Annotated in this window: 23 protein-coding genes; 14 read left to right on the forward strand and 9 right to left on the reverse strand. The window is 68.8% G+C overall.

Features of this window, described 5'->3' with window-relative positions:
• The first annotated feature begins 184 nt into the window (after nt 1-184).
• Entirely contained in the window at nt 185-817 is a 633-nt protein-coding gene (locus tag IU369_RS22810; protein ID WP_217924735.1) for a hypothetical protein, read from the forward strand.
• A 13-nt stretch (nt 818-830) separates the two neighbouring features.
• Here IU369_RS22810 and IU369_RS22815 read toward each other — a convergent pair whose 3' ends face one another.
• Together IU369_RS22815 and IU369_RS22820 are read right to left on the reverse strand one after the other, a co-directional pair.
• Nucleotides 831-1,832, reverse strand: coding sequence for a hypothetical protein (locus IU369_RS22815; RefSeq protein ID WP_217924736.1), 1,002 nt, complete (start codon nt 1,830-1,832; stop codon nt 831-833).
• Nucleotides 1,833-1,841: 9 nt separating this feature from the next.
• A complete protein-coding gene (locus IU369_RS22820) occupies nt 1,842-3,644 on the reverse strand; it encodes a GspE/PulE family protein (protein ID WP_217924737.1) in 1,803 nt (600 codons plus the stop codon).
• Between the two features lie 106 nt (nt 3,645-3,750).
• Here IU369_RS22820 and IU369_RS22825 point away from each other — a divergent pair, with 106 nt between their 5' ends.
• Both IU369_RS22825 and IU369_RS22830 read left to right on the forward strand, forming a co-directional pair.
• The gene (locus tag IU369_RS22825) at nt 3,751-4,944 is read left to right on the forward strand and encodes a type IV pilus twitching motility protein PilT (RefSeq protein ID WP_217924738.1); all 1,194 of its coding nucleotides are present in this window, start codon (nt 3,751-3,753) and stop codon (nt 4,942-4,944) included.
• Nucleotides 4,944-6,464 carry a type II secretion system F family protein gene (locus IU369_RS22830; RefSeq protein WP_217924739.1) on the forward strand — a complete coding sequence of 507 codons (1,521 nt, stop codon included), beginning with the start codon at nt 4,944-4,946 and terminating at the stop codon, nt 6,462-6,464. Before IU369_RS22825 ends, IU369_RS22830 begins: the two co-directional genes overlap by 1 nt.
• 300 nt (nt 6,465-6,764) lie before the next feature.
• Here the strand turns inward: IU369_RS22830 and IU369_RS22835 are convergent, their stop codons facing one another.
• The gene (locus IU369_RS22835) at nt 6,765-8,504 is read right to left on the reverse strand and encodes an ATP-binding protein (protein WP_217924740.1); all 1,740 of its coding nucleotides are present in this window, start codon (nt 8,502-8,504) and stop codon (nt 6,765-6,767) included.
• 226 nt (nt 8,505-8,730) lie between these two features.
• Nucleotides 8,731-9,267 carry a hypothetical protein gene (locus IU369_RS22840; RefSeq protein WP_217924741.1) on the reverse strand — a complete coding sequence of 179 codons (537 nt, stop codon included), beginning with the start codon at nt 9,265-9,267 and terminating at the stop codon, nt 8,731-8,733.
• A gap of 283 nt (nt 9,268-9,550) precedes the next feature.
• On the opposite strand from IU369_RS22840, the gene IU369_RS22845 reads away from it, so the two are divergent.
• The 3 genes from IU369_RS22845 to IU369_RS22855 all read left to right on the forward strand — a co-directional run bounded on the left by IU369_RS22845 (nt 9,551) and on the right by IU369_RS22855 (nt 13,009).
• Entirely contained in the window at nt 9,551-9,790 is a 240-nt protein-coding gene (locus IU369_RS22845; RefSeq protein ID WP_217924742.1) for a hypothetical protein, read from the forward strand.
• Nucleotides 9,791-9,896: 106 nt separating this feature from the next.
• Complete coding sequence (locus IU369_RS22850) at nt 9,897-10,415, forward strand: HNH endonuclease (RefSeq protein ID WP_217924743.1); 519 nt, start codon at nt 9,897-9,899, stop codon at nt 10,413-10,415.
• Nucleotides 10,416-10,492: 77 nt separating this feature from the next.
• Nucleotides 10,493-13,009, forward strand: coding sequence for a hypothetical protein (locus tag IU369_RS22855; RefSeq protein ID WP_217924744.1), 2,517 nt, complete (start codon nt 10,493-10,495; stop codon nt 13,007-13,009).
• 27 nt (nt 13,010-13,036) lie between these two features.
• Here the strand turns inward: IU369_RS22855 and IU369_RS22860 are convergent, their stop codons facing one another.
• Together IU369_RS22860 and IU369_RS22865 are read right to left on the reverse strand one after the other, a co-directional pair.
• Complete coding sequence (locus IU369_RS22860) at nt 13,037-13,321, reverse strand: hypothetical protein (RefSeq protein ID WP_217924745.1); 285 nt, start codon at nt 13,319-13,321, stop codon at nt 13,037-13,039.
• Between the two features lie 37 nt (nt 13,322-13,358).
• Nucleotides 13,359-14,399 (reverse strand): M50 family metallopeptidase, encoded by a 1,041-nt coding sequence (locus IU369_RS22865; RefSeq protein WP_217924746.1) that lies wholly within the window; start codon nt 14,397-14,399, stop codon nt 13,359-13,361.
• A 96-nt stretch (nt 14,400-14,495) separates the two neighbouring features.
• On the opposite strand from IU369_RS22865, the gene IU369_RS22870 reads away from it, so the two are divergent.
• The 6 genes from IU369_RS22870 (at nt 14,496) to IU369_RS22895 (ending at nt 17,902) form a co-directional block, all read left to right on the forward strand.
• On the forward strand, nt 14,496-14,993 hold the full coding sequence (locus tag IU369_RS22870) for a hypothetical protein (protein WP_217924747.1): 498 nt from the start codon (nt 14,496-14,498) through the stop codon (nt 14,991-14,993).
• Between the two features lie 70 nt (nt 14,994-15,063).
• Nucleotides 15,064-16,179 carry an AAA family ATPase gene (locus IU369_RS22875; RefSeq protein WP_217924748.1) on the forward strand — a complete coding sequence of 372 codons (1,116 nt, stop codon included), beginning with the start codon at nt 15,064-15,066 and terminating at the stop codon, nt 16,177-16,179.
• Between the two features lie 162 nt (nt 16,180-16,341).
• Nucleotides 16,342-16,506 (forward strand): hypothetical protein, encoded by a 165-nt coding sequence (locus tag IU369_RS22880; protein ID WP_217924749.1) that lies wholly within the window; start codon nt 16,342-16,344, stop codon nt 16,504-16,506.
• Between the two features lie 78 nt (nt 16,507-16,584).
• Nucleotides 16,585-16,782 carry a hypothetical protein gene (locus IU369_RS22885; RefSeq protein WP_217924750.1) on the forward strand — a complete coding sequence of 66 codons (198 nt, stop codon included), beginning with the start codon at nt 16,585-16,587 and terminating at the stop codon, nt 16,780-16,782.
• Between the two features lie 73 nt (nt 16,783-16,855).
• A complete protein-coding gene (locus IU369_RS22890; protein WP_217924751.1) occupies nt 16,856-17,518 on the forward strand; it encodes a ferritin-like domain-containing protein in 663 nt (220 codons plus the stop codon).
• 78 nt (nt 17,519-17,596) lie between these two features.
• Nucleotides 17,597-17,902: a Sec-independent protein translocase subunit TatA/TatB gene (locus IU369_RS22895; RefSeq protein ID WP_217924752.1), complete on the forward strand. Its 306-nt coding sequence runs from the start codon at nt 17,597-17,599 to the stop codon at nt 17,900-17,902.
• Nucleotides 17,903-17,909: 7 nt separating this feature from the next.
• Here the strand turns inward: IU369_RS22895 and IU369_RS22900 are convergent, their stop codons facing one another.
• Nucleotides 17,910-19,178 (reverse strand): hypothetical protein, encoded by a 1,269-nt coding sequence (locus IU369_RS22900; RefSeq protein ID WP_217924753.1) that lies wholly within the window; start codon nt 19,176-19,178, stop codon nt 17,910-17,912.
• 45 nt (nt 19,179-19,223) lie between these two features.
• The gene (locus IU369_RS22905; RefSeq protein WP_217924754.1) at nt 19,224-20,000 is read right to left on the reverse strand and encodes a metal-dependent hydrolase; all 777 of its coding nucleotides are present in this window, start codon (nt 19,998-20,000) and stop codon (nt 19,224-19,226) included.
• A gap of 247 nt (nt 20,001-20,247) precedes the next feature.
• On the opposite strand from IU369_RS22905, the gene IU369_RS22910 reads away from it, so the two are divergent.
• On the forward strand, nt 20,248-21,060 hold the full coding sequence (locus tag IU369_RS22910; RefSeq protein ID WP_217924755.1) for a hypothetical protein: 813 nt from the start codon (nt 20,248-20,250) through the stop codon (nt 21,058-21,060).
• Here the strand turns inward: IU369_RS22910 and IU369_RS22915 are convergent.
• Nucleotides 21,043-21,870, reverse strand: a complete 828-nt coding sequence (locus IU369_RS22915; RefSeq protein WP_217924756.1) for a regulatory protein RecX — start codon at nt 21,868-21,870, stop codon at nt 21,043-21,045. The two genes, IU369_RS22910 and IU369_RS22915, sit on opposite strands and share 18 nt — an antisense overlap.
• Nucleotides 21,871-22,025: 155 nt before the next feature.
• On the opposite strand from IU369_RS22915, the gene IU369_RS22920 reads away from it, so the two are divergent.
• Entirely contained in the window at nt 22,026-22,781 is a 756-nt protein-coding gene (locus tag IU369_RS22920) for a hypothetical protein (RefSeq protein WP_217924757.1), read from the forward strand.
• Nucleotides 22,782-22,892 lie beyond the last annotated feature (111 nt).

The raw sequence follows: 22,892 nt of genomic DNA on the forward strand, positions 1-22,892 counted from the left end.
GGTGGCTGATCCGGCGCGGGAGGCCAAGAGCGAGGCGGTGCTCGCTGCAGTGCGAGCGATCGCTCGAGAATCGAGGACCCCTCGGGTCTCGGTTCAGGAGTATCTGCGGTACCGACGCGAGAACGACAGCTCCCTCCCCGCGGTCAACTCTGTCTACTCCCTCTTTCCGGGAGGCTGGAGCGAGGTGCTCGAGCGTGCCGGCCTCGGCGCCGAGAGCGACGAGGGGTCACGCCGGACCTCGGAGGCCTCGCTGCTCGAGGCCCTTCGCACCGTCGCGAGCGCCCTCTCGACCGAGGTCCTGAGCTCTCACGCCTATGACGAGTACCGCGCCCGGTGTGGCTTGTCCCTCCCGAGCTCCTCCGTGATCCGCAAGTGGCTCGACTCCTGGGAGCAGGCCGTCATCAAGGCCGGGCTGCAGGCTCCTCGCCGGTCGGGTGTCCGGCGGCCGAGCGCGGCCTTGGTGATCGAGTCCGTCCGTGCCGCGATCCGCGCGCACGGCAGCGCCATCACACCCGCCCAATACGAGGACTGGTGCCTCGAATGCACCGCGAACGGCGAGGATCCGCCTCGTCTCAGCAGCGTCCTCCAGGTGTTCCCGAGCTTCGAGATCGCCGTCCGATCCGCCGACATCGAGCGCAGCGACGATCTCCACCCCCATTCGCTCTGGACGGCCGACGAGGCCCGTCGGATCAGCCGTCTCTCCGAGATGATCGTCGGCGCCCCCCTCACCGAGGAGTCCTACGAACTGCTCCGGGCCCGGGCGACACGGCCGATGCCCACCTGGCGGACCATGCGCCAGCTGCTCGACACCCCCTGAGCGCGAGGCGGCCTCAGGCGGGGGTCTCGACGCTGACGCGCCCTGGACCGATGCGTACCGTGTGACCATCCGCGTCGAGGATGAGCTCGCCCTCTCTCATCACCGCGGGCACGCCCTGAGCGACCAGCTGGGCGCAGAGCAGGGACAGGGTCTCGAGCTCATCAGCGGCCGCGGTCATCGAGACCGCCTCCTCGCCGGCGAGCCTGGCGAGCTGACGCGCGGCCTGAGCCTCGAATCCGCGATAGAGGGAGAAGTACTCCTCGCAGCGGCGCATCAGCTCACCCGCCTGCGCACGACCCTGCTCGGCGACCACCCGCTCACCGAGAGCGCGGCCGCGCTCGCCGGCGGCATCGGCCACCGCGGCGAGGCTCGTCGTCGCCCGCTGCGCGCGCCGGTGGGCCGCCCAGACCGCCTCCGCCCGCTCGGCGAGGCGGTGGAGGTCGAGGGTGATGCCGCGGCTGGAGGCCGCCATCGTCTGCTCGGCGAAGCGCGCGGCTTCCTCGAGCTCGGCTCTGGACTCCTCGAGCTGGGAGAGGGCCGCGTCGACGTCGGGGAGGGCGGGGGCGATCTGCTGGACCCGCCCTCCGGCCGCCCGGGCCCGGCCGGCGAAGATCTTCGCATCCTCGATGCTGAGGGAGAACCGCACTCCGGCGAGGATCGGCTCCTCCAGGGTCTTGCCCTCGTGATCGCAGACGGTCAGGCCGTCGAGGAAGGTCGTCGCCTCGAGCTCCTCGAGGGCGCGCACTCCTCGCAGGAAGACCAGCCTGCGCCCCTCGATGGCGCCCGCCCACCCCGACCAGACCAGGCCGCCGCTCGCGCCCTGGAGCTCCTGCCGTCCCGCCGGCCGCCAGCCGGTCTCGCCGGGGGTGCGCTGGTCGACGTGGTTCTCGACGACCGCGCTGACATGAGCGGACAGGCGTGAGCGCACCCGCAGCGTGGCCTCCGGGCTCTCCTCGACCTGCCACCCCGAACCCGGGACCCAGAAGTGGATCGCCTGTTGGCGCCTGATCTCCACAGTGGCCGCCTAGTTGACCACTCGAGAGATCTCCTCGAGTGAGGTGGTGCCGTTGAAGACCTTCTCGTAGCCGTCGTCGCGGAGAGTGGTCATCCCCTTGGCCACCGCGGCGTCCTGGAGCTCGTCGGCACTCGCGACGCGCATGACCATCTCCTTGAGCTCGGGGTCGAGGGCCATGACCTCGTGGACCCCCATCCGCCCCGAGTAGCCGGTGTTGCGGCAGCGCGGGCAACCGCCGTCCTTGGCCCGGAAGCTGGGGATCATGCCCTCCGCCTCGGCCTTCTCGAGTGCCCAGACCGGGGCGCGCCCTGCCTGGAGCATGCTCAGGTCGGTCGCGCGCTCCTCACGGCAGAAACGGCAGAGGACCCGGGCGAGGCGCTGGGCCATGATCAGGTGGCAGGCGTCGGAGATCAGGTAGGGCTCGACCCCCATCTCCATCAGGCGCGTGACGGCGGCCGCGGCCGAGTTGGTGTGCAGGGTGGAGAGCACGAGGTGGCCGGTCATCGCCGACTCCACGGCGATCCGGGCCGTCTCCTGGTCGCGGATCTCACCGATCATGATGACGTCGGGGTCAGAGCGCAGGATCGAGCGCAGGGCGCTCGCGAAGGTCATGTTGGCCCGCTCGTTGGTCTGGACCTGGTTGAGGCCGTCGACCCGCTGCTCGACGGGGTCCTCGACCGTGATCACGTTGCGGATCCGGTCGTTGAGGATGTGGAGCATCGCGTAGAGGGTCGTGGACTTGCCCGAGCCGGTCGGGCCCGTCGTGATGCACAGTCCGTGGGGGCGGCCGACGGCGTCCCGCACGCGGGCGAGGTTCGCGCCGGCCAGGCCGAGCTCGACAAGGCCGAGCTGGGACTGTGAGGGGTCGAGCAGACGCATGGTCACACGCTCGCCGTGGACGGTCGGGAGGGTCGCGACGCGTAGGTCCACCGGGCCGCGCGGGGTCTTGAAGGTGGTGCGGCCGTCCTGGGGGGCTCGGCGCTCATCGATCTTCAGGTCCGCGATCACCTTGATGCGGGTCACCAGCTGGTCATGGCTGTTGCGCGGCACCGAGCGGACATCGGCGAGCACGCCGTCGATCCGGAAGCGGATCCGCGTCGGGCCGGCACTCGGCTCGATGTGGATGTCCGAGGCGTCCTGCTCGCGCGCCTGGATGATCGTCTGGTTCGCGAGGGCCACGATCGCCGAGTCGGCGGCGCTCCCGCTGGTGCGGAAGTCCACCTGGGCGGTGTCGTTGGAGGAGGATTCGCGCTCGAGACGCTCCTCGGAGGCGTCCCCGGTCTGGGTCAGATCGACGAAGGCGTCGCGCAGCTCGGCCGATGACGCCACTCGCAGGCTGATCTCGGCCCCGCTGAGCCGGACGAGCTCGGTGACGAGGCCGGGGTCGCCGGGATCCGAGCAGGCGACCACCAGGGTCTCCTGGGCGTCCTCGCCGGTGATCTCGATCGGCAGGACGTTCAGTCGCGATCTTGCCGACTCGTCGAGGCGATTCGCGACTGCGGGGTCGATCTCCAGATCGGCGAGCTTGACGAGCGGGACCTGGTGGACGCGGGAGAGGATCCGAGCGAGGTCGTCCTCGGTCACCAGGCGCGCGATCAGGGCCTGGGCGGCGAGGCTCGACCCGGAGGCCTCGGCGCGCTCCACGAACTCCTTCAGCTTGCCCAGGCCCACGATCCCGTCGACGACGAGGATCTCGAGCAGCTTGATGTCAGTGATGCTCTTGACCCCGGACGCGCGCACCCTGTTGCGCAGCTCGACCGCTGTCAGTTCCTCACCACTTCTCAGAGTGATTGGGCGCGGTCCGTCAGTCATGTCCCGCGACTCTAGAGACGCGCCGTCACGCTGAGAGTGAATCGGTGTTTGGGCCGTGGCGAACTTCCATGCCCGCCCTGTTGCGCTAGCGCATCATCGGGCGCTAATGGCCATCGAATACCCATACAACATCGATCAGCTCCTGCAGGAGATGGTCGATCAGGACGCCTCCGACCTCCACCTTCGAGTCGGACAGCCGGCGATGCTGCGGGTCAAGGGGGACCTGATCCCCGTCCACGCCCGCCATGTGATCGACGCGGACGCCATGAAGGAGCTCTTCCGAGGCCTGCTGACACAGACCCAGTCGTCCGCCAAGATCGAGACGCTGCGCCAGGAGAAGGAGCTCGACCTCGCCTACGCCCTCGAGGGACAGGCGCGCTTCCGCGTCAACGTCTTCTTCGAGAGGGGCATGCTCTCGGCCGTCCTCCGGAAGATCCCGGAGGTCATCCCCTTGCCCGAGGAGATCGGACTCCCCGAGGTGATGAACAGGATGGCGGAGCTCCAGCGCGGTCTCGTGCTTGTCACCGGGCCGACCGGCTCGGGCAAGAGCACCAGCCTCGCGGCGGTGATCCGCCGCATCAACGAGACCCGTCCGGTCAGCATCCTCACCCTCGAGGACCCGGTCGAGTTCATCCACCAGCCGGCCAAGGCGGTCATCCGCCAGCGCGAGGTCGGCAAGGACATGCACTCGTTCGCGCGCGGTCTGCGCGCTGCACTGCGCCAGGACCCGGATGTGATCCTCGTCGGCGAGATGCGAGACCTCGAGACGATCGAGATCGCGATCACCGCAGCCGAGACCGGCCACCTCGTCTTCGGCACCCTCCACACCCGCTCGGCGGAGGCGACGATCGACCGCGTCATCGACGTCTTCCCCTCCGCCCAGCAGGACCAGATCCGAACCCAGCTCTCGAACTCACTCGCCGCGATCATGTGCCAGGCACTTCTTCCCACCGCCGACATGAGGGGCCGCTGCGCCGCGCACGAGGTCCTCGTGATGACGCCGGCGGTGCGGCATCTGATCCGCGGCCACAAGCCGTCGCAGATCCGCTCGACCATGCAGACCCAGGCCGGGATCGGCATGCAGACCATGGACAAGTCCCTCGCGGACCTGGTCATCTCCGGCCGGGCCGACGAGCAGGTCGCCCGCGAGAGGGCGCAGGACCCTGCCGAGTTCGACAAGCTGATCGCCAGCGCCAACCAGACGGCCGCGCCCGCGCCCGCCCAGAAGAGGAGCCGGCGCGGGCGCGGCGGTGATGATTCGCCCGAGGTCGGGGCCGGTGTCAGCATGGGCGGCTCGTAGTGCCCCTGTTCGTCTACAAGGGCCAGAACGAGGATGGCGCCCGGCGCAACGGCCGAGTCGAGGCGCCGGACGAGCAGGCGGCACTCGAGCAGCTTCGCACCAACGGCATCTTCGCCTCGAAGATCGCGCCGGTGAAGGAGCCGATCAAGATCGAGGACCTGCTCTCACGGCGCCGGCGGGTGCCCCAGGACCAGCTGGTCCTCTTCACCCGTCAGATGGCGACCCTGATCGACGCGGGCGTCGCGATCCTCCAGGCCCTGAACATCCTCGAGAAGCAGATCGAGAACGCCCGCTTCAAGGACGTTGTCCGCGATGTCATCGACCAGGTCGAGTCCGGTCAGCAGCTGGCGGAGGCGCTGCGCAAGCACCCCGACGTCTTCTCATCGCTCTTCATCTCGATGGTCGACGCCGGCGAGAACTCGGGAACGCTGGACGAGTCGCTGTCCCAGCTGGCGCTCCAGCTCGAGCAGGCCTCCCGTCTCCAGAAGCAGATCAAGGCAGCGATGCGGTACCCGCTGATCATCCTCGGGGTCGCGGTGATGGTCCTCGTCCTGCTGCTCGTCTTCGTCGTGCCGCGCTTCCGGAGCCTGTTCTCGTCCCTCGGCGGCGACCTGCCCATCCCGACCAAGGTCGTGATCTCACTCAGCCAGGTTCTCGTGCCACCGGACGGCAAGCTCCTGCCGGTGGTCCCCGCGATCGTGATCCTGATCCTGGCCGCCGCCTTCGCCATGATCCTGTTCGCCTTCCGCCGTTTCCGGCTCCCCCCGATGCCGGCCTTCGGCCTCGGAGCATCGGTCGGCCTGTTCCTCGGCGGGCTGCTCTACCTGTTCCAGTTCGAGCCGGCCTTCCTGACGACCAGTCCCCTCGTCGCGATACCCGGCGGGGTGAGTCTGATCACCTTCTTCTACGACCACGACTTCCCGAGCGCCTTCGTCGGGGTGCCCCAGATCGTCGCGATCTTCGGTCGGGTGGCGCTCCTGTACGTCGTCTTCATGATCCTGCGCTCGTTCTGGCGCCGCTTCATCGGTACCCCTGAGGGCCGCCGCGCCTGGGATGCGTTCCGCCTGAAGGCGCCCCTGAAGATCGGCAGCCTGGTCCAGAAGATCTCGATGGCACGGTTCACGCGCACGCTCGCGACACTGATCAAGTCGGGCGTCCCGATCCTCACCGCCTTCGACATCGTCCGCGAGACCGCTGGCAACGTCCTGATCGAGGAAGCGGCCGACGAGGCCCGCCAGCGGGTCGCCGTCGGCTCGACGATCTACAGCGCCCTCGACGACTCACCGGCCTTCCCATCCCTTGTGACCCGCATGGTCCAAGTGGGGGAGGAGACCGGTGCGCTCGACGAGATGCTGCTCAAGTGCGCCGAGTACTACGAGGAAGAGGTCGACATCGCGATGAAGAACATCGCCTCCCTGATCGAGCCGGTGATGGTGATCCTGATCGGCCTGATCGTGGGATCAATCGTAATCGCGCTCTACCTGCCGATCTTCGGCATCTTCCAACTCCTTGAAGCCTGACCTGACTGACGGAGAAAGTCGCAAACGGGAGCATGCGTTCGTTTGCTTCTTTATTGCCTTCGGCGGAGCGTCTTTTGTCGGTACGCCGTGGCGCTTGGCGCCGCTAACTGCGCCTTTCCTCCGTGGGAGGCGCCTTACGGGCTGCCCTTGCTCCATTCCGGGCGCGCATTGACCCGCTAACCCCCTCTTTCCTCCGAGGGCATCTTCGCGCGAGAGGCCCGCATCTGGATGAGGGGCCCGGTGAACCTCCCTGATCAGGAGCCTGCCCCCGGCAGGGCAGGCGACCCGGAGTCCTCCCGTTCAGACCTTTCGGTATCGGACCCCGGCGCCCCGGCTGTTTGCGACGGGGGTGATGACCTGCGCATCGCGCAGCTTCGCGAGGATCCCCGTGGCTGTGATCGGGGCGACGCCGAGGAGGTCCGCAGCGTCGTCGCGACCGATCTCGGGGTTGGCGTCGAGGTAGGCGATCACGAGTGCCTTGTGATTCTCGATCGCCTTGTGTGAGCGGTAGGACAGCTGCCCTGCGAGGCGTGCGCGAGCTGTCTCGCTGAGACGGAATGAACGCGCCCGGTTCACGAGTCTCGTGAGGGCCCCGAGCCGCTCGAGTTGCTCGAGGGTGAGGAACGCCTCGTCGACGGTGCACTGCGCCGCGCCTGCGAGCTGCTCTGGCCGGAGAACCGACTGCTCGAGCAGCAGGCTGATGGCGATCGTGATCCGGACGTCCTCTTCTCCCGGGCGCAGGCCGGCGGTGCGATAGAGGTCGTCGAAGAAGGAACGGAGGACGAGATTCGGGTTCCCTCCGCTCAGGAGCACCACGACATCGCCACCGTCTTCTGCGATCGAGGGGGCGGGGTGGCCGTCGCGGAGCATCACCTCGTACATGGCGTCGATCCCGATCCCCTCACCCTCGGCGAGACCGAGGACGCGCGACGCGTTCGTGAGGGCCGGGTTCCTCGGGTTCGACGGGGTGGAGATGAGCCGATCCGCGGGAACCCCACTCGGAAAGCCTCCCGGGGACCGGACCTTGAACAGGTCAGCGGGATCGCCGACCGCGGTGGCGACGACGGTGGAGCGGGGCAGGCGGTAGTCGCGGTGCACCAGGGCGTTGACGAGCGCCTCACGGAGGGCCCTCTCGCTGACGGGCCGTGTCTCGACGCGATGAGCCCCCTGGAAACGGAAGGTCGCCGGGAAGGCGCTGTCGATGAGCGCCAACGCCTTATCGAACAGCGGCAGGAGCGGCGCGGCTCCCCGCAGACTGTCGCGCGAGGGGGCGCTCTCGTTCACCGTGATCAGGACACGCAGCTGCTCGACGTTCGGCTCGAAGGGGCAGAGCAGCAGCGCGCCGGCGCGATTCAGCTCGGGATCGGCGTCGTCGGGGGAGCCCAGCGTAACCCCCATGCGCCGCGCCAACTCCTGATCGCTCGGCGGCGCGGTGCTGCGTGCGGCGCGGTAGTGGGCGCGAGCCGATTTGAGGGCCTCCTCGGTCGCGGAGGACAGCCGCAGCCCCGAGGGCTCGCCGGACCAGTCGTATCCGCGCCGGCGCTCGAGGAACTCGCGCGCCTGGTCGCCGGTGAGCTCGACGCAGTCCTTTCCGAATCGGGTCCGCAGCTTGCCGCCGACCCGGATCTCCTCGAGCGCGGGGGCGACGTTGATCAGGTAGAGCCGCGCGCCGTGCTCGTGGACGACCTCGATCTCGTCGATCGAGAAGTTCGGCTGGGTGAGGGCGTGGATGCGTTTGCGCAGCCACTCGACATCCAGGTACGTCCCGACGAACGCGGCTGGCCCGGTGGCTCGGTCGTTGACGCCGACGACGAGAACGCCTCCACTATCGGTGTTCGCGAAGCAGGCGACCTCGCCCGCCAGAGCTTGTGCCGCCGGTTCGTGTCGTGGCGAGATCGCCACCCGAACGCCGTTGCGGTCGACCGTGCCGGATTCCTCTTTGAAATCGACCAGCTCGGATTCGAGGTCGTCCGGCTTCCCACCTGCGGCCACTGCGGCGATGGCCGCAAGGGCCTTGTCCCGGCGAAGGTTTGCGCTCATGGCCGGATAAAGTAGCAAACCAGCGCATGCGCTAATTTCCTTCTTTTTGGTGGACAGCAGAGCTTCTTTCCCGCCTTTGCGCCGTGTGCGCTCGCATCGGGGCCGAACCTGCCGCCCCGCCGGAAAGGGGACGCCGCGGGCTGGTCGCCCCACCAGGCTTCGCCAGCAGGGAAAGGGCCTCGGCCGGCGCCTGGCCTCGGGGTAGGAAGAAGGCCTGTTCCGGTCCTCAGATGCGGATGTCGTGCCGCGACATGAAGGTGGCCAGCGTGTCCCTCACTGAGAGGTCCGACACCTCGATCCTGGTCTGGCGCGAGCGGTGGGCTCCGCCCCTCTGACTCAGTTCCTGGAGACTGACCTCACGCAGCGCCTTCCGGGTGGTCGCATCAATGCCTTCGCTGAGCTCGGTCCTCTGTTCATACACGCAGAAGAAGAGGCCGGATGCGAACGCGACGGTCCCGAACCGAAGAGCTCCCCCTGAGCCGAACGGCACCTTCCACGTACCCAGTTGGCGTTCCACCGCGACCGGCGGCGGCCGGCGCCCCAGCCACCCGGTCCTCTGGGGTTGAACCATCTCCGTGGTGGTCTCCCCGCGCACCCCGGCCACCGAGGCGGCCATCGCCACACGATGTGCGAGCTCGCTGAGAGACCGTTCCAGGGCCGCCCATTCCTCAGACTCGCGCTGCGCGCTCTGGTTGCGGGCCCGCTCCGCCTCTCTCCGAGAGGACGCGAACGCGTCAGCCATCGAGTTCAGATCATCATCCACGCGCACATCACCTCCTCGGGACTGATCCCAAGCGTAACTGCAAGGCGCGCCCCCCAGGGGCCGGGCCTTCCCGGGCGCAGGAGAGGTGAGTCCCATTCCGGCGATCTCCGACGCTGGACGGCTGTCCTTACCGGAATCGAAGGCGGCGCCGGTCGATCGCACCAGCGGCCCTGCGCGCCGACCGATGCGCGCACCGGCGCCCGCCCTGCACCATGGACGGCTCGCCGTATCTTGGATGTGAGAGACCGGCTGCCTTGCCGGCTTCGACAACGAAAGGACCCGCGTGCCCCGACGCCTGGTTCGTCAGATCATCCAGATCGAGATCCTCCGCGAGGATGAGCCGCTGCCCGAGGACCTCGTGGCGATCGCCGACGAGATCACCACGGGCGACTCGAGCGGAAACGTGCGGACGTTGAGCGTCGAGGACCTGACGGGCCCGCAGATGGCCGCGGCCCTGATCGCCCAGGGGTCAGACCCGGAGTTCCTCGGCCTCGACGCCGACGGCAAGGACCTCACCCCCTGATCCATGGCCGGCGCCGCCCGGGCGCCTGAGCCCGCGGGCGGGAGTCCCTGCCTCGGTAACAGGGAGAAACACCCTCCCACCTTGACCCCGGGCCGAGACTCGGCGGATGGCGACTGATGTCTGGATGGCGCTCCGCTCCATCGTCGCCGCCCGGGACGGCATGCGCTGCATCTACTGCAAGGTGCCGACCGCTGCCACTCTCGAGCATGTCGACGCCCGATCTCGGCACGGGGGCCATCACGCGGAGAATCTGCGGCTCGCCTGCCCCTCCTGCAACTCACGCAAGCGTGATGAGGAGATCAACACCTGGATGGCGCGCGAGGGCTGGCGCCTGCCAGCGCCGCCGCCGCTGCCTGCGACGGTCAGTGAGATGGTCCGCACGCTCTACATCCCCACCTTCAAGGCTCCGGGGTATGCGAACAGCGGCTCGACCAACTCACGTCTGCGGATCGATGATCAGCGGGTCTGCCTGCTCGAGGTGAGACCCGGGCGCCCCTACCCGTGGGAGATCATCCGGCTCGGTCTGGAGGATCACCCCCGCGTCGTGCTCGGGAGCTACGATTTTCTGCGCCGTCACAACACCGCCAAGGCGGGTGGCAAGCGGCGCCAAAGGACAACACGCTGAAGCTGCGACGCAACACCACGAGTGCCCTCAAGAGCCGCCGGGTCTCACCGGTGATGCGCGCGCGCCTGCTTCTCGGTGTGATCGCCGTCCTGCCGATGATCCTGTTGGGTCTGCTGATCCCGCTCCTCGCTGTCGCCTGGCTCGTCCTTCTCGCGGCGATCGCGATGGTGTCACTCCTCGCCGATCGGCTTCTGCTCCGGACCTGGATCCGTGACACCCAGCCGGCACCCGCCTGGATGACGCAGGAGCTGGCAGCACTCGGCCGCGATGACATCCCCGTTCTGATCAAGGGGTCCGGCGCGCCGAGTGCCATGATCCTCGGATCCTCGGACTCGCCGACGATCATCATCAGCCGGGCTCTCACATGGGACATGGACCCCATGGAGCGCAGCGTCCTCTGGAAGCGACTGCTGGCGGGTGTCGGTGCGGAATCGCAGCGGCGCCAGCGCCTGCGGGGCGCGTGCCATCCCGTGGGTACGGTCCTCGACGCGGCGGGCGTCCACCCGGGCAAGCACTTCGGCTCCCTCCTTGGCGTCGTGCACCGGCGGTGGAGCTCCGTCATCGTCGCAGCTGCAGACCTCGACGCGCTGGTCGTGGCGAACGACCGGGGCTGCACCGAGGGCACGCAGGAGGACGGCGCGCTCGCCTCGGTTCTGAGGCGCTGCGACATCCCCGAGCTCGCCATGAAGGGTTCCGAGCTGATCGAGATCGCAGGACCTCTGGCGCAGACGACCGGACGCGCCGTGCGCCTGGAGGCCCGGATCGGCGCCTATCGTCACAAGCACCGCTCGGGAAGCGGCGAGATCACCCATTCTCTGTTCGATGAGGGGGTCGACTTCGACCTCGTCTCCCGGCCCTTCGGGCGTCCGGAGCCGGTCACGATCGCGCTCCCCGAAGCTCCGCCGGCCCTCTGGGGCTCGGCGGTGGCGACCCAGGCCGCCGAGGTGGAGGACGCGCACGACGACGCTGCGGACGAGGGGTTCGACATCACACCCGGAGACGTTCCCGCGGTCGCCGATCCGGGTGGTTACGGGCCCTCGGATGGGAGCGATGAGGACGAGGCCGGGTCGCGGGCCTCCGCAGACGCCGTGGGCGACCTTGATGAGGCCCCGCCCTCCGAGGGTGAGATCACCGAGGAGCCTGAGCTCGAGCAGGAGATCGTTCTCCCCGAGCCCGAGGTCTTCATCGAGCCCGAGGTCAGCCCTGGGGAGGAGGAGATCGTTCTCCCCGAGCCCGAGGTCTTCCTGGAGGAGGATCTGATCAAGGCCGACGAGAGCCCGGCGGAGGAGGCCGACGCCGATCTCGGAGTGCCGGACACGGACAGGGTGCCTGTGAGGGTGGTGCGGCGGCGGCGTTGGTGGTGGCCGTTCGGATCCCGTGCCGTCGCGCAGGAGGACGATGCCCCGGTCCTCGATGAGCCGGCCGATGAGTCTCACGAGGCCTCCCCCCTCGACGACCCGCAGCAGCCGGATGGGACTGGTCTCCCCGAGGTCGACCTGACGCCCGTTCCCTATGAGGAGCTGACCGGCGCCGAGGAGCAGATCATCGATCTGGACTTCGTCGATGCCCCCGAAGGCGACGTCGACGAGCCGCTCGAGGAACCCGCACCCGGAGCGATCGACGCCGAGTTCTCAGACGACGAGGGTGAGGAGCCCGCCGACGAGGACGCAATCGTCCCGCGCCGACGGCGCGGCCTGCGGCGCCGACGCGCGCTCGCGGCCACGCCTGCCGTGCCGGTTGAGATCGAGGAGTCGCTCCGCGACCTCAACGCCGAGCCCGCCGCCGATGCCGAGGCATATGCCGACGCCGACGCCGACGCCGAGCACGAGCCTGAGCTGGACGCCGAGGACGACGCCGAGGACCAGGAGGACGAGCCGAACACCAGTGCCGAGGACCGGGAGGGCGAAGATGAAGTCGCGGTCGCCGGTCGCCGGCGTCGGGGTCTGTGGAGCCGCCTGTTCGGGCCCCGCCGCCGGGACGATTCGGTTGTCGAGGAGGTCGACGAGCAGCCGGGTGAGCCGATGTCCGATCTCGCCCCTGTCGATGAGGCGGGTGCGCAGGAGATCCAGGAGCCGATCGTCCTCGAGCTCCCGGAGCCCGAGGTCTGGAGCGATGAGACCGCCCTCCCGTCCCTCGACGCGCTTCCCGCGGCCGAGCCGGCCGACCTCGTCTCACCCGAGCCCGAGGAGGAGGCCCCCGTCGTCGCGGCCGAGCCGGAGGAGATCATCGCCCGCGAGCCCGAGGAGGTGAGCCCGCCGGAGCCGGAGGCGCTCATCTCCGAGCGGACGCCCATCCTCCAGCCGACACGTCTCGCGGCCCCAGAGGACGTGGCCGTCGAGCCGATCCCGGTCGCCGCTCCGACGCTCGAGCCGTTGACGCCGGACGTCCCTCCGGTCCTGGCCTCGGCCCCTGACCTCCAGCCGCCGCTCGAGCTGACCGTGCGAGTCCGTCCGGGGACGGAGGTGCATGTGAGCCAGCCGTGGGATCCCGAGCGCCGGGCGAACGAGTACCAGGTCGAGGAGGACGAGGCGGATCACGAGCGGTTCCGCGATCCCCTCGGAGACTTCTTCTCACGGCGACGCCGCAAGTCCTGAGAGGCCCCTGGGAGCCTCAGCCGGTGCCTACTGGGACCGGCGAGTGGACGCGGGTGCCTTGGCGCGCTTTCGCGGTCGCCAGCCGAGCATGGTGGCGAGGCCGGCGGCGATGATGGCGAGGGTGATGAGGGAGCTCGCGCTCTCGGTGGCGAGGGCGGAGCCGAGGTTCTGCGCGCCCGTGGCTGAGGCCTCAGGGAGCGCGAGCACGAGGGCGAGGGCGCCAAGGCCGACCGCCCGAAGGTGCGTCCCCTGGCCCCACGCCCAGACCGCGGCGCCAGCGAGGATGAGACCGATCAGGATCTGCGTCGTCATACCCATCACGCTACGACGACAAGGCCCTGCTGCAGCCCTACTCGAGCTGGAAGCCCTCTCCGGTGATCCGGCCGATGTCGTTGCTGATGCCGAACACCATCCCGAGCATCATGATCGCGATCCCGACCAGCGCGGCGCCCGTGTAGACACGGGCGGAGAACGGACCCCCGCGCACCTTCTCGACGACGGCGATGACGATGTGGCCGCCGTCGAGTGGCAGGAGGGGGATCAGGTTGAAGAGCCCGAGCAGGAAGCTGATCGAGGCGATGTAGAAGAGGGCGAGCCCGAGGATCTCGGCCTCTTCGTAGTAGGCGGTGATGCCGACGATCGTCGTCAGCTGCTCACGAGCCTCGGATGAGTGGAGGAGCTCGGCCATCGAGGCACCGATGATCTTCGTCTGCTCGATCATCGTCAGCCCGGAGGCGCTGAGGGACCTCGTGAAGCCGAGCGACTGGTTCCTCGTAGCGAAGACGACGCCGAGAGCGGGCTGGCCCTCCCCTCCATCAAGGACCACATCGAGGCTGCGCTCACTGCCATCGCGAAGGATCGTGATGGTCGCCTCGGCCCCGGCGCTCTCGACCAGCTCCTGCTGGAGGCTGCGAGGGTCGTTGCCGGACACCTGTGCCTCGTTGACGGCGATCAGAAGGTCCCCCTCCATGATGCCGACGCTCGCCGCGGCGCTGGCGGGGGTCACCTCGGCGATCCGGTTCTCGACGCGGGGGACCCCGTCCATGTAGAACGCGAAGAAGAGGGCGAAGGCGCAGACGATGTTGACCGCGGGGCCGGCGAAGATCACCACCAGGCGCTTCCAGGTCGGGGCCGCGTAGTAGGCCTTGCCGCGCAGCTCCTCCGGGATCTCCTCATCCCGGGTCATCCCGCTGATCTTCACGAAACCGCCCGCGGGCAGCCAGCCGATCCCGTACTGGGTCTCACCGATCGTCTTGGAGATCAGCGGCCGGCCGAAGAAGAGGAAGAACTTCTCGACCCGCATTCCACAGAGCTTGGCGGCGACGAAGTGCCCGCACTCGTGGAGGATGATCATTGTCATCAGGGCGAAGATGAAGATGGCGATCTGCATGCGCACACTCTGGGTGATCCGGATGCCGGTCCCGCTCTTTCTCGCCTGCCGGTGAATCTGGCGCGCTGCCTCATGCGTCTGCCAGGATGAGCAGCCATGACAGACCCGATCGCCGAAGCGCGCGACAACGGACGTGAGTGGGCCCTCGATGAGATCGAGCGGTTCCTCGCACTCGTCGCTGATGCAAGCGACCGGGAATGGATCGGCGACCTGGCCTCGGTGCTGATCGCCCGCAACCTCGAGGACCCGGCCTCGGCGTTCGCACTCCGCTCTCTGAGTTCCTGGATCGAGGATCCCACCTATGCCGCGGCCCATGGGCTCGGTGAGAGCCCGGTCACCGGCGCGGACGCCGGCCCGGAGCGTCTCCGGCGCCTGGACCTCCTTCGGCGGGCGATCGGCTTGTACGAGCGCGATCAGGTGATCTCCCGTCAGCGGGAGGACATCGAGCGACGCGAGCAGACCCTCAGCTCCAGCGGCGGGGTGAAACTCGGGATGCGCATGCGATCGACCCGGCCTGAGCCCCGGACCCCGCCTCCTACTCGCCCGGCGCGGTCCCCGCTCCGCCCCGAGAAGCGGCCGGCGCCGGAGGCCTGAACCGACCCTTCTCGGGTCGTACCGTCAGAGAACCGAGCCGAGACCCCATGCGCGCCAGAGGATTGGGGCCATGGTCCCGTTGTGCGGCCCGCCGCTCCTCTTCCAGCTCCTCGATTGGGCCCGCCAGCACCGCCTGGCCTCCAACCGTGTCCTGCCGATCTGCGTCTGGGGCGAACGCGGTGTGGGGAAGACCCAGATCATCGCCGAGTACGCCCGCTCCCGGGCTCTCGAGTTCCGGGTCTACCACCCGGCCCACGACACGGGCCGCGGAGATCTCCTCGGCACGAGCTTCCGGGACCCCGAGACGAACACGACCCACTATTCGCCGCCGTCCTTCCTCCCAGCGGCAGATGACGTCGCCGTCGTCCGTCCTGACGGGATCCTGCTGATCGACGAGCTCAACCGTGCCGACCGCGATGTCATCTCCGGGCTCTTCGAGCTGATCGGAGAAGGCCAGATCAGCCAGTCCGGCTACGTCCTCCCCGAGGGATGGCAGATCGTCTGCGCGTGCAACCCGCCGGAGCCCGGCTACGACGTGACGGACCTCGACCAGGCGATGATCGACCGGATGCTCCACGTCCCCTTCGGCTTCGACCCTGCGGCCTGGCACACATGGGCGCGGCGCCAGGCCCTCGAGGAGGACGTCATCGACTTCGTCCGCCTTTCACCCGATCAGCTGACAACCGGCCCTCGCGGTCTCCCCGCGGCCGTCGTGCCCCAGCCGACCCCACGCGCGGTCGAGTTCTTCGCCCGGCTCTATGAGCCGCAGATGGATGATGGCCTGCTCTCGCTGATCGCCGAAGGGCTGCTCGGCGCCGACGCGGCACCGGTGTTCATGGCCAGCCGCCAACGGCTCGAGCGCGAGCTCACCGCGGAGCAGATCATCAACGGCGCCTGGCGCCGCTACTTCCCCCGCTGGCTCGAGAACGGCCGGGGAGACCTGCTTCACAAGTCGCTCACCGCCCTGCTGCGCGACCTGGAGACCCGCGCCATCGATCCGGGGATCGCGCAGGAGCTGATCGGCATCCGCGACGGCCTGGATGCCCGCCGGGCCGAGATCCTGATGAGCGCGCTGGCCGAGCACCTGCCGCGCTGGCACGAACTGATGACCCGGCTAATCGACGGCCGCCGGCGCGAGCGCGACATCCTGTTCACGCCGTCCCCCGAGGACGATCTGGCGATCTGAGAGCGTTGGGCGCCGTGTCACTGACAGAACGCAAGAAGTAAGCGATCGGCGCTCAGGCGCCGCCATCCTCGACGCAGTCCGCTGGTTCACAGGGACTCCATCCGTATCCACCCCGTCGAGGGAGTAGTACCGATGTTCCGCACGTACCCGAATGTTGCCGATGTGGTCTTCACCCCGCACTCGCGCACCAAGGGCAAGGTCGTCTCCGATGGAGGCGGCACCGTCGAGATCGAGTGGGAGGGGCAGGAGGAGCGCGACGAGCTCACCTACAGCCGTTTCGCGATCGCGTTCGACTGGGTCGGTGATCGCTGGGAGCTGATCTACTGAGGGGCGGCCGCTGAGCCACTGCCGCACCGATGCGCACGGGCCCATCATCCGATGGTAACGACGCATGAGGAGACGGCAGTGGCTCACACCCGCGGCAACCACCTGACGCTTGAGGATCTCGCGACGCGCTTCGGTCTGTCGACCGACGAGGCGTGGGGGATCTGCCTGAGCGAGTCGGTCCCCGTCGTCCATGGCCGGGTCGACCGGAGCCTGTTCGCCCTGGTCTACCGGGATGTCGTGGCACGCGACGCGTCCAGGACCCCGGTCGCAGCCTGACTCACATATCAGAGAGGGTGACCCCTACGGCCTGGTGATTCGTATAAGTCACCAACCCCCCAAGGAGGCATCTTTGTCTGACACGCTCACACTGCGCGAGCTCGACCCGAACGGCGCGATCGAAGAGGCGGCCTACGCGGCTGATGGAGACCCGGGCGGCACTCGCTCGGACTTCTTCCGCAAGGCGGCCATCGGCGGCGGTTCGCTCGTCGCCGGCGGCGTGGTCTTCGGCGGCCTTCCCGCCCTCGCCCTCGGCGCCCCGTCCAAGTCCCAGGACGTGGACATCCTGAACTACGCGCTCACCCTCGAGTACCTCGAGACCGCGTTCTACGCCCAGGCGCGCACCTGGGCCGGCCTTCGTGGCGACGTCGCCCGCTTCGCCGCGGTCGCCGGTGCCCACGAGGCAGCCCACGTCAAGGCCCTCAAGAAGGTGCTCGGCTCCAAGGCCGTCGCCAAGCCGAAGTTCGACTTCGGTGCCACGGTCCGCAGCCAGAAGGCCTTCGTCAAGACGGCGATCGCCGTCGAGGATCTGGGCGTCTCGGCCTACGCCGGCCAGGGCCCGCGGCTCAAGCAGGTGCCGGTCATCCAGGCCGCCCTCGCGATCCACTCGATCGAGGCGCGCCACGCCGCCTGGATCCGCTTCATCGCCGGCATGAACCCCGCTCCGGTGGCGTTCGACCCCGCCCGCGACATGAAGCAGGTCCTCGCGGTCGCCGGCGGCTTCATCGCCGAGTAGCCCCGACGCGGGCTCACTGACGGGGACCCCGAGGGCACCGGGGTCCCCGTGCTCACCTCGACGAAAGGTCTCTCCACCATGTTCGACATCTCACCCGTCCAGATCATGATCGTCCTCGCGATCGCCCTCCTCGTCTTCGGACCGAAGCGCCTCCCTGATCTGGGCAGGAACCTCGGCCGGGGGATCCGCGATTTCCGCGACGGCATCTCCGGCGATGGCAAGAGCGACTCCGTGACCAGCATGGAGGACGAGTTCCACGAGGAGCCAGCCTCCGCCGCCACCCTCAAGCGCGAGAGCGCGTCCGAGGCCGACGCGGCCGCTGCGGAGGACGACGCGATCGCCGGCGCACATCCCGATCCCGCCTTCGCGCGGGCGTCGGCCTGAGCGATCCTCAGGCGGCGGCGAGCCGCTTGAGCTCGCGCAACTGACGGTGTGTCGGTCTCGGTAGCTCTCGAGGCCGGCACGCGAGGTTCGAGGCGCCGTCGAGGCGCCCCTTGGTCACGCGTGGAGGGACGGCGCTCGCAAGCGACGCGATCAGCGATCGCCTCGGGGCCTGCTCGTCGAGTGGGTCGCTGAAGACCGGCTCGCTCCAGCCGCCGGCGCGCAGCGAGGTCTGATCGGTCGAGGCGACCAGAGGCCGCTCCTGGGGGCTCAGGGACCTGCAGCGGTCCCGCAGGGCATCGGCAACCGCCGCCATACGACGGGCGTCGCGGTGCACGACCACCAGGAGTGGGGTCTGGTCCTCGAGTTCAGGGAACCTGCGCCCGGAGGCCCGCGCAAGGCGCAGGGCGCCGTAGGCGTGGATCTCCTCCGCCAGCCGCTCCACGGATCTCCACCCCGGGTCCCAGGCGTAGTAGAAGGGGAGAAGGGCGCTCACCCCGCGATCGGGGACGACGAGGCTGACCCCGACCGTCGCCTCAGGCCGCACCTGGGAGACCTTCCTCGAGACCGCGTTGCGGAACCAGATCTCGCTCTGGGTCGGCCCGAACCAGTTCGCCGTCCTGATCGTGATGAGGGCGCGTGAACCGCCGATCTCGATCGGGCCGGCACGGGCGGCCTCGATCAGGCCGAGCAGGTGCTCGTTGGCCTCAAGGATCCGGCGGGTCCGGTGCTGGTCCAGGTGGCTCTCGCTCCAGACGACCGGGGGCCGGAAGCCCTCGCTCTCCTCGATGAACGGCAGGCAGTGGCGCGCCGGGCTCATCAAGGTGAGCATCCTCAGGTTCTGGCCCGGCCCCAGGGCGACCCTCTCGGGCTCGGCGTAGGAGCGGTAGACGAGGTGGCGGAAGTAGAGCACCCGCAGGTCCCGCGCCGATGAGGCCTGGGCCGCCTCGGGCGTCGAGAGGTGGTCATCGTACATCAGCCGGCGCAGCTGCACTCCCGAGATCATCTCGAGCCGGGCGACCGTGATCACGATCTCCTTCTGGCGCTCAGAGAGGCCGCTGAGGACGAACTCGGCTCGCGTCGGGGTCATCGTCTCCGCCGGCGAGGGCTGGGGGCGCCTGTGGTACCTGAAGTGCATCCAGATCACCCTGGGCGCGACCGTCAGGCCGGCCCTCTTCTCGAGGACTGCGGCGACACGGCCGGCCGCGCGCTCATACATGTCCCTCTTCACCTCGCCGCCGTAGGCGCTGAAGCAGTGGCGATAGAGCTTCGCCGGCACGATCTGGGGGTCACAAAGCGGACACTCACGACGCATCACGACCCCCTATCTCAGTGCGGGCGGCGGACCCTGGACGAGAGCAGGAACGTCCGCGGAGGTGCGCCCGGAGGCCTCATCTCGGAGCCCCTCGTAGACGGGCCGGACGATCGTCCCGAAGGCGACGACGATCAGCAGGAGCACGACGAGCATCCGCACGAGCCACTCACCGGGAGAGCTCACCTGGATCCGGAAGGGCTTGGGCAGGAAGAAGAGCTTCTTCTTCGCCGGCCAGAACCACGGCACCGGCACCTGGTTGAGGCTGTCGCTGACCAGATGCGACAGGTAGCCGAGGAACACCGCCAGCATCACCAGCGGCATGAAGGCCGGGAGGTTCTCCTTCTCCCACTCCCAGACGACACCAGGATCGAAGCCGAGCGGGGTGACCGACAGAAGGCCGCTGGCGAGCCAGGCGACAAGACCAGCGAACAGGGCGTAGACCGGCAGGGCCCCGAAGGTCCACAGGAGCATGAAGACGATCGAGTGGGTGCCCCCTCGGTGGCCCATGACCGATCGGGCGAGCATGCCGACGATCCGAGGAGGGACCGAGATGATCTGCCCGAGCAGGCGGGCCGGCCAGCCGAAGGCGCCGCTGCCGGGGATGTAGCCCTTGGTCACGAGCGCGTTGGGGTGGTCGATGTCGGGAAGCACGCTCGCGACGGCCGCGATCGCCAGGCCCCCGATCATCCCTGTGGGCCCGACTGACATCCCGAGCTGGTCTCCCACCAGCGGGGCCCCGCCTGCCCAGAAGAGCGCACCGAACGCAACATGTGTCTTGCCGAGCACACAGGCGAGAGTGCGGCGGGCCGCCGAGGGCTGCCCGAATCTGTAATCGATCCGGCGCCAGCGGCCCGAGCGAGGACTGATCTCGTCCCCTAAGCGATGAGAGATGGGCTTGTGTGCGCGGATCTACACTCTGAAACGAGCGATGAGCACGCCCTTGCCTGCAACCAGATCAGCCACTCGACAGCCGGGTCGCCCGGTCTACACCGACGCCCAGAAGCGGATGGTCACCGACCAGTATCACCTCTGCGTGACCCGCGCCGACAAGATCGCCCTACAGCGCCGCCTCGGTCTCGATTCGCTGGAGCAGCTCTACAACCTCGCCAACCGCCTGGGAGTCACCCGCTCACACCAGGAGCAGATCGCGGGGTCCGGCTCAGAACGCCAGGCGCCGGCGTTCGCGGCCGAGCGACTCACTCTCCGGGAGGACCCGGCCACCACCGTCTTCACGCGCGAGGGGGATGAATACCTGCGTCGCCACTTCGGCGTCGATGCCCGCACTCGCCGCCACCTCGAGGAGATCGCCTTCCACCTCTCCCACACCGAGACGGCCATCATGTATCGCGCCCGGGTCCTTGGTCTTCGCCGCTGGTGCAAGTACTGGCAGGCCGAGAAGATCATCGCCTGGACTGGCCTCAGCGAGACCCGGCTGCGCGAGCTCGGGGTGGACTTCTACCCGTGCCTGGACCGCGATGGTCAGCTTGCGGTGACGCTGGTGTCCACGAGCTCGCTGATGCGCCTCATCGCTTTCGACATGGCCGCCGACCAGCCCGAGGACGAGGAGCCCGAGCAGCGGACCGGATCCTCAGCGAACCACCACGCCGAGCTCGTCGCCGCCGGCGCCGACGGTTTCCTCCTCGCCGAGCTGGCTGATCTTCGCCGGGAGATCGACTCGGGGTCGGATCCCTGGGAACGCTCCCGGTGGGTCTCACACGGGCATGTCTGCCTGAACCCCTGGGCCGGGCTGTCGTTCATGTTGTTCGATGACGGCCGCGATCACAAGGTCCCCGCCCGCGGTCTCCACCCTTCCGACCTGCACCCCAGCCTACTTTCGGAGTTCTAGCGTCCCCTCCTCGAGGGCGCGGACGACCTCGAGCACGGCTCCGATCGCGACGCCACGGCGGGCGAACCAGGAGACCGCCCGGTTGAGAGCCTTGCGGTCCTTCAGCGCCGTCGGGTAGCGGCGACCCAGCTGATCGGCGATCTCCTGCTGTGACCACCGCGGGCGCTCCTGCCGGGCCTCGTCAGAGTCCGACGCCTCATCCTCGGCTGCGGGGATCTCGGCGAGGGCGGCTGCGACGACGTCGTGCTCGTGGCCCGAGCGTGTCAGGCGAGCGGCAAGACGCTGGCGCTCCGGACGTGTGATCGAGCCGGCGATCGTCCCGCGACAGGCGATCGCGAGTGGTAGGCGGCCCTCTTGGGGGAAGACCTCGGCGACGATCTCCTCTCCGCGCTCGCGGTCGATGCCGAGCATCGTCATCTCGCGCCGGGCGACGACAGGCCCCTTGCGGCGATCCCGGAGCACCTCGGCGCGGGCGCGGGCGGTCTCGTCATCGTCGATCGCGCCGATCTGCCCGAGACGTGCGATCGCTCCGGCGATCGCTTCGGGGCTGAAGCCGCGGGAGCGCAGTCGCTCCTCCAGCTGCTTGGTGGTACGCGACCGGAACGAGAGGGCGCGCGCAGCGACGTCGAAGGCGTCGCGGACATCGAGGCTCTCAGACAACACGGCGACCTGTTCGTCGGTCATCTCCCCACCCTGGATCCCGAGCACTGAGATGGTGTCGAAGGTGGCCGCGCGCCAGTACTCCTCACCGAGGAAGAGACTCATCCTGTCAGGGCGGCGGACCTGGACCTTGAGACGCAGCACGGGCACTGATCTCAGTCTAACAAGTGCGAGGTCGCGAACCGCGTAAGCGTCGCCTAGCCACACGTCTGGGCTGGACCCTGGGCAGTGCGGAGAAACCAACGGGGCTGAGCGGCTGGCACGTAGCCTCGGCATCGACCCTGAACCGGAGGACTCACAAGCACATGGCACGGAGCACGCGAAAGCCCAACGTCACCGTTCTACTCGGTGTGGCCGGCATGGTCGCGACCGGAATCCTGATCGCGATCGCGCTGATCTCGGCGCAGCCGACCAAGGTGGCGCTGCTGGTTCCCTCCGGTGACATCCCGGCTTTCCGCGAGGTCTCCCTCGACGACCTCGTCGAGATCGAGGTGAACGAGGACCCCGCCCTCAGTGCCTTCCTCAGCGTCGCTCGTGCGAACGAGCTGACCGAGGACGGCGCGAAGAAGCTCTACTCGGTGTCGGGGCTGCGCTCCGGCCTGCCGATCGACGCGAGCGTCGTGACGGCCGACCCGAACAAGGGCCTCCAGATCGTCTCGGGAGATGAGCGCCTGGTCGGGGTCACGACGAACCTTCCGGGCTCGCTCGTCGGCGCCGTGGACGAGGGCGCGGTCGTGGACGTGATCGCCTCGAGCACCAACAGCGGCGGGACGGCGACCTACGCCAAGGTCATCGCCATCGGCGGCGAGGACGCGGCCAAGGGCGTCGCAGGCGCCAACGAGGACATCGCCGGGGCGCAGGAGGAGAACGACCAGGCCGCCGACGAGATCCAGGTGATCGTCGCCGTCGCGAGCGCCGACGCCGCCGCCATCGCCGGCCAGGAGGTCGCGATGACGCTCCTGCCGTTCTGCCAGATCACCCCCGAGGGCAAGATCGTCCCGACCTCGGATGACCGTGCCGACGCCTGTCAGCCCCCGGCTGACCGCGAAGCGGCCCGCTGAGAACCCAGCCGACCAGATCACCAGAGAAGAGAAAGGACACCAGCACAGCATGAGCTCTCAGCCGCCGGGAAGCCTGGAGGGGGTCGACGATTTCGACGACCTGTTCAGTGA

Origin of the sequence: Miltoncostaea oceani, from assembly GCF_018141545.1 — a bacterium.
GTDB lineage: Bacteria > Actinomycetota > Thermoleophilia > Miltoncostaeales > Miltoncostaeaceae > Miltoncostaea > Miltoncostaea oceani.